Consider the following 14,026-nt stretch of genomic DNA (forward strand, 5'->3'; position numbering starts at 1 on the left):
ATCTGTGGTGGACAGTGCCTGTGGAATAGAGTCAATAAGAATCTTGTCTCCTTTGGTAAAGCCCTTCTCTACCAGGGCAGAAAAGCCACCAATAAAGTTTACCCCCACCTCTTTTGCCGCCTTATCCAAAACCTCGGCAACGGGAACAAAGGAATCTGTTTCACAAGCCTCAGCAGCGATAGCTATAGGTGTTACAGAAATACGCTTATGAATAATAGGAATACCATACTTGGCTTCAATATCTTCACCGGTCTTTACCAAAAACTCAGCGCTTTTGGTAATTTTGTCATATACATTTTTACAGAACTGATTAATATTTGGATGCGCACAGTCGCGGAGAGAAATGCCCATGGTAATGGTACGGACATCCAGCTTATTCTCCGTAATCATGCGATTTGTTTCTAAGATATTATCAATTGTAATCACAAAACAGCCCTCCAAAATGGCACAATACTAACTTTCATACGAATCATGCTTCACACCATACATTTATACATTATGCATGATATTGAAAATTTCCTGATTCTGAACCTTTATTTCAAGGTTCATCTCGTGCCCCTTTTCTTTGAGCTCCTTTTGAATTTCTGCCAATTTTACAGAGGAATCGGTAAGCTCAGCCATCATAATCATGTTAAAAAAACCATCCACAATATTCTGGTTTACGCTGGTAATATTTACCTTCTTCGCAGCCAAGATATTACTTACATTGGCAATAATGCCTACCTGGTCTTTTCCAAAGATGGTTACTACTAATTTCATAATCCTATTCTCTCCCTTTATCCGATTTTTTCGCTGTAATAGAATATCTTTACAGTATTTTATGATTATACCATAATTATGATTATTTATTAACACTTTTCTAAAACTTCTAGTGGGCAAATTTCCATAAACTAGAGAAATGGAAAATGCTAAATAGGAATTTTTTCCATAAATGGAAAAAATTGAACAGCTGCGTTATAACTCGACAATAATACCTAATGTCTCGTTGAAACGCCTAATTAAGAATATTTTTCCATAAATGGAAAAATTTGAACAACTGCGTTATAATATCTCAGTATTTGATTTGACGTATAATTAGGAGGAAACATGATTACCAAAGAACTGATTGAAGAAATAAACGCTTTATCCAGAAAGCAGCGCTCTGTGGGCCTTACCCCTGAAGAAAAGGAGCGCCAGACTGAGCTTCGCCAGGCTTATTTGGTGAGCTTCAGAGAAAATATGAAATCCGTTTTGGATAATATTGAAATTGTGGATGAGCTTCCTAAAAATATGCAGCACTAATTTAGTAGCGAATGGCATTATTTGGTATTAATTACTGGCAAATTTGTTTGACAAAAATTATCATACAACTTATACTTGAATTGAAGATTGCTTAAGGGGATAAGCAATATATTTCGGGGAATTTAATATTATATTTTTAAGGAGATGTTATAATATGTCAAATCCAGTAAAAATTACTGAAACCGTTCTCCGTGACGCCCATCAGTCACTGTTGGCAACCCGTATGCGTATTGGTCAGATGCTTCCTCAGTTAGAAGCTCTTGACAATATCGGCTACAACGCTCTTGAGGCATGGGGCGGTGCTACTTTTGATAGCTGCCTTCGTTTCCTGAACGAGGATCCATGGGAGCGCCTTGATACTCTTAAGGCTCACCTCAAGAAGACTCCTATTCAGATGCTGCTGGGTGGCCAGAATCTTCTGGGTTACAACCACTACTCTGATGATGTTGTACGCGCTTTCGTTAACAAGGCTTCCGAGCACGGTGTTGGCGTATTCCGTATTTTCGATGCACTGAATGATGTAACTAATCTCCGCACAGCTATTGATGCAGCTCTGAAAGCAAAAGAGAAGCCACATGTACAGGGCTGTCTTGTTTACACCATCAGCCCATTCCATACCAACCAAACCTTCGTAGATTTGGCAATTGAGCTGAAGAAGATGGGCGTTCACTCCATCTGTATTAAAGATATGTCCGGTCTGTTGAAGCCTTATGTAGCCGAGGATTTGGTTAAAAAGCTGAAAGCACAGGTTGGTCTCCCAATTGAGCTTCACACTCACTACACCTCTGGTTTCGGTTCCATGACTTATCTGAAGGCTATTGAAGCAGGCGTTGACATCATTGACTGCGCACTTTCTCCACTTGCCAACGATACTTCCCAGCCTTGTACTGAGACTATGATTGCTACTCTGGAAGGTCTGGAAAGAGACACCAAGCTTGATCGTCAGGTAATGGAGCCTATTGCTAAGCACTTCTTGGGTGTTAAGAAGGAAATCATGAAGGAATTCAACCTCCCTGGTTACTTCGATGTTAATCCAAAAGTATTGGATTTCCAGATTCCAGGCGGTATGCTTTCCAACATGGTTAACCAGCTGAAGGAAATGGGCGCTGCTGACAAGTATCAGGAGCTCCTGGACGAGATGCCTAAGGTTCGTGAAGACCTTGGTTTCCCTCCACTTGTAACTCCATCTTCTCAGATTGTTGGTACCATGGCTACCATGAACGTTATTATGATGGCTAATGGTCAGCCACGCTACACCATGGTTCCTAACGAGGTTAAGGATTTGGCCCGTGGTAAGTTCGGTAAGACTCCAAAGCCAGTTAAGGAAGAAGTTCTTAAGGCTATGAAGATTAAGCCTGAGGACATGATCACTGACTGTGCTGTAGCAGATGCCAAGGAGCCTAAGGTAGCTGACTTCAAGGCAGAGCTGGCTGAGAAGGGTTATCCAAATGCTTCTGAGGAAGATGTACTCTCCTATGCTCTGTTCCCACCAGTAGCATTGGAATTCTTCAAGAACAATAGATAATTTTTCCGCATAATATTTAAAATACCCTAAACTAACAAAAAAGACCTATCGCAATGCGATAGGTCTTTTTGATTACCAAAATAGCTATAGGACATTACCTTTTTTCTTTACGACCTCATGGTGTGGGTTGGTCATAACCATGTCTGCTGCTTTCTTTACGATGCAAAGCAGCTCCACCTGATTCCCCTGATCGAAAGCCTTCAGCTTGCTAAGCACTTCTCCCCTTGAACTGCTGACATACTTTGGTTTCATGGAATTCAATGTAATCGCCTTAATGTCAGCAACGCACTGCTCACAGCGACAAACCCCTGGAATATTGTCCAAGGTCTTGTCCAAATATTGGTCCACAAAGATTTCCACCACATTTTTTACTTCAACAGCCATCTCCTATCCCCCCTTCATTTTTGTGTAAAATTTTCGCTCTTTTCTCTTTTTTGGATAATTCATCCTATAACTATTCAAGCTATATATTATTATATATAGCTATTATAATGCATACTATATATAAAATTCATCAGACCAAAAGTTTCACTTTTACACTATTCTACTTTATTTATATCTTATTTATACTGCCAATGGCAAGCATTTCTTTCAATAAGATCAATGGTAGTAAAAAGAATAAGTCCCAATAAGCTAAGTACCACAATTCCCGAATACATTTCCAGATAATTCACCCTTAGCCAGGCATCCATAATGAAATACCCCATTCCATACTGGGTGCCAAAAGTTTCAGTAAAAAACAGTACAGAAATTGCTGTGGCCAATGCTACCCTTATTGCCGTAATAAATTTTGGCAGGGAGGCAGGCCATAATACCTCAAAGAAAATATCCTTAAAGGAAGCACCAAGGGAATACAATGGATAATAGGTTTCATTGGGAATAGCCCTTATACCGTCACGGACAGCCACCACAACCTGAAACACTATAATAAGGAATATCATAAATACCTTGGAAAGCTCACCTACCCCAAATAACAGCATCAATATAGGAAGCAGAGCAATTTTAGGAATAGGATATGTAAGATAAACAACGGGAGCCAAAAAACGGTCGGTCTGGGGAAAATATCCCATTATTACCCCCAAAGGAAGTCCTACAGCTACTGCCAAAAGAAGCCCGGCTCCGATACGCCAAAGGCTGTATAGGCTATGAATGGCTATATATTTCATGAATATATCAGCTAAATTCTCCACCACCAGAACCGGAGATGGAATAATCGGCAAATCCACCAGCTGTGATACCACAAACCAAACCACGGTCAACACAACAGCTGCCAAAAGATACCATAAACTCACTAATTTTCCCATGCCTGATTCCAGTCCTTCTTAATAGAATTTTTCAGCTTTAGACTCATTTCAAAGAATTCAGGATTTTGACGAATGTCCTTGCCACCAAAAAGTGGATTATCAACAATACGATTTATATTACCAGAGCTGGCTGACAATATGGCAATCCTCTGACCAAGGTACAGTGCCTCTTCCACATAATGAGTAACAAAAATAGTGGAAACATTATTCTTTTGCCACAACTTCAAAAAAATATCCTGCATTTCTTCCCGTGTAATGGCATCAAGAGCGGAAAAAGGCTCATCCATTAAAAGCACATCAGGTTGCAGTGCAAAGACTCTGGCCAATGCCACTCGTTGCTGCTGGCCGCCACTAAGCTCTGTAGGATAACGATGTCCCAGGCCTTCAATTCCCAGCTGACGCATCAGCTTCTTTAAAACCTTGCGGTCCAAAAGCTCCGGTGCCCGCTTTATCTTCATCCCCAGCCTTATATTGTCTATAACCGTACGCCAAGGAAGCAGACCATAATTCTGGGGCATAAAGCCAATGGTCTGCTTTTTGGGATTAACCTCATCTCCATTTATTTTGATGGTACCTTCATACTCCGGAATGAGACCGGCAATGGCCTTCAGCAATGTTGACTTCCCACAGCCTGAAGGACCAATAACCGCCAAGGTACCACCCTCCGGAATTGTAAGATTAATTCCTGATATAGCCGTATAGACATCACTATCAGATTTATAATTTACTGATAAATTTTCAATACTAATCATGTCTGAAACCAACTATCTAACTGATTATTTAAATAAATCGACCACCAGATCCTTGTAGGAGAATTCCTGCTTAATAAGGCCCTTGGAATTCATCCACTTCATGCAGTCAACTACATCCTTTTCCTGAGGAAGTCCAGCTTCACGATACTTAGGCAGCTGCAGGGCAGTCTTGGCGATTGCAGGGAAGCCACTTTTTTCAATAATAAGGTCCATATATTCGTCCTGCGGATGCTCATTAAGATACTTTACAGCCTTGTTATAAGCACGATAGAAGGCCTGAAGCTCAGCCTTTTTATTATCCACACACTTGGCAGTAAACATCATAACACCAGGGTTGATGCCCAGCTGCTCGGAATCAGTAATGAACTTACAGCCATTAGCCACCGCAATACTTCCCATTGGTTCCGGGAGAGTCGCCGCCGCCAGCTTTCCATTCTGAAGCATTTCAAGACGGGTTGGAATCTGAGGAATAACCACCTTATTAATGCTATCTTCCTTCATACTCTGGGATACAGAAATCTGGTCAGTTACATACTCAATGATGGTATTCTTGGACACTGCCACATCCTTGCCAGCCAAATCCTTTGGAGAAGCTACATTTTCATTCTTGCCGGCGATGAGCTTGTAATCGCCATCAGTATAGGCAGTAACCTTAACATCAAAGCCACCACTCTTGGCAAAGGCAACGGCCAAAAGGTCAGAAATGGCACCATCCAGATTACCGCTCTGAAGAGCTGCATCTCTATCCATGGCACTCTTAAACTGCTGAATATTGACCTTAAGGCCCTCTTCAGCAAAATATCCCTTTTCCTGGGCAATAATAATTGGCACAGAATCAATATCCGGCATTACACCAACAGTTACGGCCTGCAATTCCTTATCAGACTGCTTATTACCACAACCAGATACCATTACTGCAAAAACACAAATCAGTGATATTGCCAACAATAAATATTTTTTCAATGTAAAAACCTCCATATTAATATTGATTTAACAACAAATCCTTTTCCAGGCCAATTCAGTTCTATTATCTACTAAAAAGGGATATCCCCTGCTCCACATAATGAACAATAGTATCAATAAGCCCCTTGTTTTCGTTGTAAACCCTCTCAGCCTCTTCCTTGGTCCTTATAGCCTTCTGGCGCATAGCCTCCAATTCATCCAGCTGACGATTAACCTCCTCATAGGTTTCCTTGGCTTCCTGAATAGAGCGGTTTAGCTCCTCCACCTTATTTAAGGCCTGCTCCTCTTCCCTGGCAGATTCCTTGGCGGCCTTTTCATCCTTGGCGTCCTTGCCGGTAAATTTATCAATTACCTTCTCAGCACCTGACTTATCCTTCTTGGCCTTATCAATCTGCTCATTTTTGCCCTTTAGCTTATCAGCCTCTGATTTTGCTGCCTGCTGCTGGGCTTCCAAATCCTTAATACGCTGATCCAGCTGCTTTTTCTTGGAGCTGAGGTCATTCTGTTTTCCCTCGGCATTTCTGGCCTCACGGTCCGAGAGCTCCTGCTGAGTCTTCAGCTGCGTCTCCCTGCTGGTCTGCTCACTCATATATCCTGAAATAAACAGCCCCGCCAACAAAGCCACTACAAAGGCCAGAATCAGAGTAAAGGCCAGTTTTCCCTTACCGCTCTTTTTGGGTGGTTTAGGCGGTGGGGTCTGCTGATGATGGCCTGCACCGTTATTTAACAGCTGTCTCTGGTTTACATTAATTGGCTCCAACCTTCTCACCTGATTATAATTAATCAGCTGAGTTTTTTGGTCTGCCATATCATCTGTTACCCTTGGTATAGGCTGGGTCTTATCAAAATTGTCACTCATTTAATTACTCTTCCTTATTATTACTTAATATGTGAATTTACCTGCTTGGTCAAGAGCTCTGCTTCCTTTTCCAGAGTTCTGGCCTGCTTCAGTGCGGCATCAGCTGTTCTGATGGTAGAAGCATTTTTATCATCCATCCATTTAGCATAGCCCTTAGCATACTCAATATGCAAATCGCAAATCTTAATTCTGAGCCTATGGAGTGTGCCAGCTGCCGGTGGCACGCTCATAGCCTCCAGCTCACTCTTTCTGGTCTGCCACTCAGGAACCACCTTGTCTTCCATAATATTTTTAAGATCTTTTCTGGTATCAGCGTTTCCCAGTGAACCACCATTAAGAATGCTGCTTACCTCCTGCTCCAAGGACATTACCTTGCTATCATGATTGGACATAATTGTAGAGGATTGATCAAGATATTGCTTGACATTATCACGGCGGGAATGGTTCACCATGGTAATAAAATCCTTTAAATTGGTGATTTCATATAACTGCCAGCCTCCATCATCCTTCTTTACAAATTCCACATCAAGGATAAATTCCTCGTTGGCTTCTTCCTGGAACACCCGTACCTTGGCAACAGCCGTACCATTATCACTATCCACAGCCATACTGTCCAGCTTTCTGAAGGAGGTTGCTCCCAGGCCTGACTTTTGCAGCACCATATCTGCATCTACAGTGCCCATCCCCTCAGTACCGTTGCTCTTGGCCCACTGACCATTTTCAACATAATTATCAATAGCCATCTGCAAGCTCATAATCACAGGAGCCTTAAACATGCGGCTAAAACTGCTTACTGCATCCTTGGCATCCCCCACAGCTGGTATGCTGGCATCCACCAATCCTTCCAGCAGAGCATCGCTACTGGTATCCAACAGGTGGTCAAAATCTATATATTTCTTAATCTTATCCTTGTCGTGATTCTCTATACATTCCTGAATCATCTGTATGGTATATTCCGGCGTATTAGTATAATATGCCGCGTACCACCATACACCGCCAATTACAGCCACTACGGCCACTACCAGAATAGCAAATAGTCTGTACTTTACAGATTGTGCAAAGCTGCTCATACTAGACACTTCCCTTTATATATAATAATTATTCAACTATGATTCCGCCGCCCACAACCTGGTCTCCATTATAGAAAACTACAGACTGTCCAGGCGTTACAGCTCTTTGTGGATTATCAAAGGTAACCTTTACTCTGCCATTATCAAGTGGTGCCACGACCCCCATTCCCTCTCTTGCACCATAACGAATGCGGGCGTTCACCTTAATTGCTTCCTTAAGTTCATCAAAGGCCAGCCAATTCATTTTTTCAGCAATAAGGCTATCCGCAAATACAGCCTGATTATTGCCAACAACCACCTGATTTTTAGCCATATCCAGCTTAACTACATAAAGTGGCTCCGGATATGCAATCCCCAATCCCTTGCGCTGACCAATGGTATACAGAGGTACCCCCTCATGATGGCCCAACACATTGCCTTGAAGATCCACAATATCTCCTGGCTTCAAACATTGAGGACGGAACCTTTTCAGCATGGCCTTATAATCATCATCAGGAACGAAGCAAACCTCCTGACTTTCAGCCTTTTTAGCCACCACCAGGTCATATTTCTCTGCCAATTCCCGGGTTTTCACTTTGGTAAACTCCCCAAGCGGCAAAATTATATGCTTTAAAACCTCTTGTTTTATACGGTATAGGGCATAGGATTGGTCCTTGTGCTTATCTACACCAGTATATAGACCATATCTGCCATTTTCATCCTGCTTAATGCGGGCGTAATGACCAGTGGCAAAAAAATCAGCTCCCAGCTCCTGGGCCTTATTTAAAAGGGCCCCAAACTTTATCTGAGGATTGCAGGCCACACAAGGATTAGGTGTACGCCCCTGTGCATATTCATCCAAAAAATAATCTATCACCTTGGTTTTAAACATATCCCGGAAATCAGCCACATAATGCTGAATCCCCAATTGCTCAGCAACTCTTTGTGCATCCTTTACAGAAAGCAGCGCTGCCGCCTCAGCCTCCGGAGAAAGACAAAAACCACGCCCTTCATCACTTAGGCGCATGGTAATACCAATAACCTCATAGCCTTCTTCCTTTAAAAGTGTAGCTACCAGAGAGCTATCAACACCACCGCTCATGGCCACAGCCACTTTTTTCTTCATAATAGTAAACCTCCTAAGGAAACTTGCATACCTTATTCACCTACTTTATTATACGCCTATTGTTTCGATTTTTCCATTTTATGAAAAAATATCGCCTATACCATTTATGATTCTTTTTAACTCTGCTAAAATAACCTAAGAACTATTATCTACCTTGGAGCTTAATATGATTACTGGTATAATTGCAGAATACAATCCATTTCACAATGGACATCTTTATCAAATAAATATAATACGGGATAAATTGGGCAATGATACCAATATCATCGCCTGTATCAGCGGTGGTATTAGTCAACGGGGCGAATTGCCAATATTGGACAAGTGGCAACGGGCCTTTCTGGCAATTGAAAACGGTGCCAATCTGGTTCTGGAAATACCCGCTATCTTTTCATGCCGCAGTGCCCAGCATTTTGCCTTTGGAGGCATTTCTCTTTTACATCAGTTAGGCGTAATGGACAAGCTGGCTTTCAGCACAGAATATCCTGATATTGATATGCTGCGTAAAGCCGCTTCCATTGATATTTCAACCCATAGGGACAAGCTCCAATTCATGTTAAAGCAAGGCGTTTCCTATGCAACAGCCACAGCCCAAATTATATCTGAACTTACTGACATAGAGGTTGATGTTTTAAAGGAGCCTAATACCATTTTAGCTATTGAATATATAAAGGCACTTAAGAAGTTAAGCTCCAGTATTGATATCATGCCACTTAAAAGAATCGGCACTGCCCACAATGACATGGAAGCTGTAGAAGGATATGCCAGCGGCACTGCCATAAGAAAAATGATGACACAATCCAAAACCGGTGAATTATCCAAGGTTGTACCTAAAAACACCTTCGAAATGCTGTCAAGGCTAACGCCAAATGATCTGGGTTCATTGGATAAGCTATATCCTGCCCTCCAATTAAAAATTTTACACACCCCTCCTGAAAAACTCAGGGATATATACTCCATCAATGAGGGTCTTGAATACAAGCTGATTGAGGCAGCCGCTTCCCCTACCCTTACAGAATTTACCAACCAGCTTATCGGAAAACGCTACCAAAGAACAAGAATCAACCGTCTTATTCACACTATTCTGTTGGACGTAAAAAAAACACTGATGAATGAGGCAGATGATACAGGGGTAGCTTACGCAAGGGTTCTGGCATTTGATAACCGTGGCCGAAATATGATAAAGGAAATAAAAAAGACGGCTTCCATACCTGTTGTTACCAAAATAACCCAGTACATCAACCGTCGGGATTTTATCAGCAAAAACCTGCCAACACCTCTCCACAAGCAATTGTATTATGATATTCAGTACAATAATCTATGTCAGCTCTGTCAAAACTCACCAGAGCTAAATAAGGACTTTACCATGTCACCGATTTATATTGAACGTAATTAAAAAAGTCGCCAACTTGTTCCAATAACAGTTCGGCGACATTTTTATTTAAGGTTAGTATTTACTTTTCCAGCTCTTCAAATCTAATGTTAGTAATTATACGACCAAGGCGGGTACCAGAAATAAAGTTCCAGAACCATTTTATGCCTACGGTAATATCCTCATGGGCGCCCTCCAACCGTAACAAGTGCAGGAACATCCAGATCATCCATGCCCAAAAGCCACCGATTTTCAAGAAGCCCCAGGAAACTACCGCTTCACAACGGCCAATAGTAGCCATGCTGCCATAATCCTTGTAGACAAATTCCCGCAGCTTTTCACCCTTAATCATGCGAACAATATTATCCGCCGCAGCCCTGGCCTCCTGATTAGCCACTGGAGCCACTGTTGGCAAAGGTCTGCCATCCTGTAAGAAGTGAGCATTATCACCGATGGCAAAAATCTCTGGATAGCCTGGGACCTGTAATGTCTTTTCCACAATTACACGGCCAGCCCTGTCACACTCAGTTCCAATGGTAGATGCCAAATCATGGGCCCTGACACCAGCCGCCCAGATTACAGTCCTACTTGGAATAAAGGTACCATCCTTTAGGGTAAGTCCATCCTCGCTGCAATCTGCCACCTGGGTATTCAGCATAACCTCAACGCCCTTTTTCTTCAAAACCTCAAGAGTATATTTCTGAAGCTTTTCAGGCATCATAGGCAAAACCTTGTCTGTGGCCTCTATGAGCTTTATGCTAACTTCATCAAAGTTCAGATTTGGATAATCAAGCTTCTGAACGGCCACCAGCTCTGCCAATGCTCCAGCTTCCTCTACGCCTGTCGGGCCACCACCTACACATACAAAGGTAAGCATTTTACGGCGCTCCTCTTCGCTGTCTTCCTGCTTGTTGGCACGTTCAAACATATGAAGGGCATGATTTCTGATATGAAGGGCTTCCTGAATAGTCTTCATACCATAGGAATATTTCTCCACATTTTCCATGCCAAAAAAGTTATTAGTGGCACCAGCCGCCACAATAAGATAATCATAGGATATATCACCGTGGTTTGTATGGAGAATTTTATTTTTGCCGTCAATGCCAATGGCCTTGGCCATAAACAGATCCATATTTTTCCGCTTACGGAACATGGCTCTAACCGGGAAGGAAATATCATCTGTGGAAAGCACCGCCGTAGATAACTGGTACAACAATGGCTGGAACAGATGATAATTGGTTCTATCCACCCATGTAATCTTTACATTTTCATTTTTAAGAGCCTTCATGGCTGCAACGCCACCAAACCCTGCACCAACTATAACAACATGAGGTATTTTCTCAGTCAATACATATCGCTCCTTTTTAGCTATTACTATTAAGACAAGTTATTATACCACATCTTTGCAATAAATAATATACATATATAAATCATCCCTACAAGCTTTTTTACAAAAGTCTTGTAGGGACATTTATATAATGAAAATATGGGATAATAAATGGACTATTCAAAGATTAATTACATAAGACCTGGCAGTACATTCTGGAACATGCTGAGAATCAAAATAATCACCAATCCTGTAAGGCCAGCCACAAATCCACCGATTGTCCACGCCTTCATCGTCTGTGGGAAGGTAAAGCCGGAGAAACGGTTAATAACCCAGAAGCCAGAATCATTTGGCAAAGACAAGCCTACACCGCCGCAGCAAATAGCCAAACCAACAAGAATCGGGGAAGCCCCCATAGATTCAATAGATGGGGCAACAATTGCTGCAGTTGTAACAAGGGCTACGGTAGCAGAGCCCTGGGCAGCACGAAGAATCTGGCTAAGAGTAAAACCAAGAATGATAAGTGGTACATTAAAATCATGCATTGTGGCGACAATGTAATCACCAATTCCGGTGGCGTTAATAAGAGCACCAAAGCTTCCGCCTGCACCTGTAATCAGGAGCACCATACCAGCCTGACTGGCTGCACCAGTAATCATCTCTTCTGCAGGAGACTTAAAATATTTCTTCAGAGCCATTAATGCGGCAACTACACCAAGGAACAGGGCAACATTCTTGTCACCAATAAATGCGCAAATCATACCAAGGGTAGATTCCTTATCCAAAACAGCACCGGCAACTGTACCAATCAGAATCAATATAATAGGGAACAAAATCAGCAGTATAGCCAGAGTTCCGGAACAATGCTCACTGGACCGTCCATAGTCCTCAGATACATCAACATCCATTTTTTCGTGTCCGCACTGCTCTGGAAAGAAATGCTTTACTGTCAGCTTGGAATACAGCACACCACCCACCAAAGCAGCTGGTACGGCAACAATGATAGAATATAGAACGAAGGAACCAACGGAAGCATTTAATGCCCCTGCAACAGCCATTGGGCCTGGAGTAGGAATGATTATACAATGACCAATAATAAGGCCTACACCCAGAGCTGTTACGAATCTTGCCAATGGAATACCAGTCTTTTCAGATAATTGACGGGCAAGATTTACAAGGATTACAAAGGCTGCATCAAAATACACAGGAATGGCTACTATAACACCAGTCAAGGCCATAGCCAAAGGTGAATTTTTTACACCTATTTTTCGAAGTGCCAAGCTGGCTATTTCTTCAGTTCCACCAGTTTGATACAACAACTCACCCAGCATTATACCTAAGGCGATTACTATACCTATACCACCCAGTGTACCTCCAAATCCTGATGATACACTGCTTAAGATTTTTGGTACTGGCAATCCTGCCGCTACTCCAATAACCAAGGATGTTAAAATTAATGCCAAAAATGGATTTACCTTAAACTTGATAATCAGCAGCATCAATAAAATGATACCACTTAAGAAAATAACCATTAACAAAAGAATCTCCCCCTTACATAAAATTCTTTTTTAGCTTTATAACACTGATGTCATCCCCTAAAAGACATCAGCCCCACTTTTTCTGTTTAAGCCTTATTAAACAAATTCATATATGACTCTACCACTTTTGTCATCTGCTTTTCAGCCGCCTTGGTTACAGCTTCAAATCTTGTATTTGCCTCTGTATGAGCAGCCAAAAACTCCCTTGCAGTTTTAACACCTGTAGTAGATACTTCAGTATTTATGTTGATTTTCCTTATGCCCAAATCTATTGCCTGACGCAGCAGACTCTCTGGAATACCAGAGCTTCCATGCAAAACCAATGGAATCTTAACAGCCTTATTGATATCATCAAGGCGGTTTAGGTCCAGCTTCGGTTCTCCTTTGTATATGCCATGGGCATTGCCGATAGCTATAGCCAGTGCATCGGCACCAGCTTTCTTGGAATATTCCCTGGCATCATTTACTGTCGTGAAGCTCCCTTGCTCTCCGGGAACAGTAGGGGTACCGTCCTCTGGATTCATATATCCCAGCTCCCCTTCCAAGCTGGCCCCCATGCCATGGACAACCTCTGCCACATAACGACTTTCCTGAATATTATCCTCCAATGGTTTTGCTGAACCATCATACATAATGGAAGTAAACCCAGCCTTTAATGCCCTATAAATTGTTTCCTTATTTTTACTGTGGTCAAGATGAAGCACCAGCGGCAAATCACTATTTTCAGCATAAAACTTAAACAATGAAGCCATAGCCTCCAATGGCATGTGCTTATCATAGCTTTCTCCAAAGGATACAATTGTCGGTGAGCCAGTATTGTGAGCTGCTGACATAACTGCCTGTATAGATTCCACATTATACACGTTAAAGGAACCAACGGCCATTTTTTTCTCTTCAGCCAATTGCAGAATTTCTCGCAAATTCATCAACATA

The 14,026-nt window shown here is 42.0% G+C and carries 15 protein-coding genes; 3 read left to right on the forward strand and 12 right to left on the reverse strand.

From position 1 onward, the window contains the following. A partial coding sequence (locus tag ACKI5G_RS12110) for a DUF711 family protein (protein WP_407400707.1) occupies positions 1–426 on the reverse strand: 426 nt, incomplete at its 3' end. Between the two features lie 63 nt (positions 427–489). Further along, positions 490–759, reverse strand: coding sequence for an ACT domain-containing protein (locus tag ACKI5G_RS12115; protein WP_027396938.1), 270 nt, complete (start codon positions 757–759; stop codon positions 490–492). Between the two features lie 327 nt (positions 760–1,086). Here ACKI5G_RS12115 and ACKI5G_RS12120 point away from each other — a divergent pair, with 327 nt between their 5' ends. Both ACKI5G_RS12120 and ACKI5G_RS12125 read left to right on the forward strand, forming a co-directional pair. After that, a complete protein-coding gene (locus tag ACKI5G_RS12120) occupies positions 1,087–1,281 on the forward strand; it encodes a DUF896 domain-containing protein (RefSeq protein WP_407400709.1) in 195 nt (64 codons plus the stop codon). Positions 1,282–1,435: 154 nt separating this feature from the next. Beyond that, entirely contained in the window at positions 1,436–2,806 is a 1,371-nt protein-coding gene (locus ACKI5G_RS12125) for a pyruvate carboxylase subunit B (protein WP_407400711.1), read from the forward strand. A gap of 84 nt (positions 2,807–2,890) precedes the next feature. Here ACKI5G_RS12125 and ACKI5G_RS12130 read toward each other — a convergent pair whose 3' ends face one another. The 7 genes from ACKI5G_RS12130 to mnmA all read right to left on the reverse strand — a co-directional run bounded on the left by ACKI5G_RS12130 (position 2,891) and on the right by mnmA (position 8,859). Next, positions 2,891–3,190 (reverse strand): late competence development ComFB family protein, encoded by a 300-nt coding sequence (locus tag ACKI5G_RS12130; protein WP_407400713.1) that lies wholly within the window; start codon positions 3,188–3,190, stop codon positions 2,891–2,893. Positions 3,191–3,366: 176 nt separating this feature from the next. Further along, entirely contained in the window at positions 3,367–4,110 is a 744-nt protein-coding gene (locus ACKI5G_RS12135; RefSeq protein ID WP_407400715.1) for an ABC transporter permease, read from the reverse strand. Continuing rightward, positions 4,098–4,862, reverse strand: coding sequence for an ABC transporter ATP-binding protein (locus ACKI5G_RS12140; protein ID WP_027396933.1), 765 nt, complete (start codon positions 4,860–4,862; stop codon positions 4,098–4,100). The genes ACKI5G_RS12135 and ACKI5G_RS12140 overlap by 13 nt, the downstream gene beginning before the upstream one ends. A gap of 24 nt (positions 4,863–4,886) precedes the next feature. After that, on the reverse strand, positions 4,887–5,774 hold the full coding sequence (locus ACKI5G_RS12145) for an ABC transporter substrate-binding protein (RefSeq protein ID WP_407400788.1): 888 nt from the start codon (positions 5,772–5,774) through the stop codon (positions 4,887–4,889). Positions 5,775–5,889: 115 nt separating this feature from the next. Then, positions 5,890–6,684 (reverse strand): hypothetical protein, encoded by a 795-nt coding sequence (locus tag ACKI5G_RS12150; RefSeq protein ID WP_407400717.1) that lies wholly within the window; start codon positions 6,682–6,684, stop codon positions 5,890–5,892. A gap of 20 nt (positions 6,685–6,704) precedes the next feature. Continuing rightward, positions 6,705–7,754: a hypothetical protein gene (locus ACKI5G_RS12155; RefSeq protein ID WP_407400719.1), complete on the reverse strand. Its 1,050-nt coding sequence runs from the start codon at positions 7,752–7,754 to the stop codon at positions 6,705–6,707. Between the two features lie 28 nt (positions 7,755–7,782). Then, positions 7,783–8,859 (reverse strand): tRNA 2-thiouridine(34) synthase MnmA, encoded by a 1,077-nt coding sequence (mnmA, locus tag ACKI5G_RS12160; protein ID WP_407400721.1) that lies wholly within the window; start codon positions 8,857–8,859, stop codon positions 7,783–7,785. 166 nt (positions 8,860–9,025) lie between these two features. On the opposite strand from mnmA, the gene ACKI5G_RS12165 reads away from it, so the two are divergent. Further along, complete coding sequence (locus ACKI5G_RS12165) at positions 9,026–10,252, forward strand: nucleotidyltransferase family protein (protein WP_407400723.1); 1,227 nt, start codon at positions 9,026–9,028, stop codon at positions 10,250–10,252. Between the two features lie 58 nt (positions 10,253–10,310). Here the strand turns inward: ACKI5G_RS12165 and ACKI5G_RS12170 are convergent, their stop codons facing one another. The 3 genes from ACKI5G_RS12170 to ACKI5G_RS12180 all read right to left on the reverse strand — a co-directional run bounded on the left by ACKI5G_RS12170 (position 10,311) and on the right by ACKI5G_RS12180 (position 14,025). Continuing rightward, positions 10,311–11,576 (reverse strand): NAD(P)/FAD-dependent oxidoreductase, encoded by a 1,266-nt coding sequence (locus tag ACKI5G_RS12170; RefSeq protein ID WP_407400725.1) that lies wholly within the window; start codon positions 11,574–11,576, stop codon positions 10,311–10,313. A 170-nt stretch (positions 11,577–11,746) separates the two neighbouring features. Next, positions 11,747–13,087, reverse strand: coding sequence for a GntP family permease (locus ACKI5G_RS12175; protein ID WP_407400790.1), 1,341 nt, complete (start codon positions 13,085–13,087; stop codon positions 11,747–11,749). A gap of 92 nt (positions 13,088–13,179) precedes the next feature. Continuing rightward, positions 13,180–14,025 carry a ketose-bisphosphate aldolase gene (locus ACKI5G_RS12180; protein ID WP_407400727.1) on the reverse strand — a complete coding sequence of 282 codons (846 nt, stop codon included), beginning with the start codon at positions 14,023–14,025 and terminating at the stop codon, positions 13,180–13,182. Between the last annotated feature and the right edge of the window lies 1 nt (position 14,026).

It is taken from the genome of Anaerovibrio sp., from assembly GCF_045637405.1.
Lineage (GTDB): Bacteria > Bacillota > Negativicutes > Selenomonadales > Selenomonadaceae > Anaerovibrio.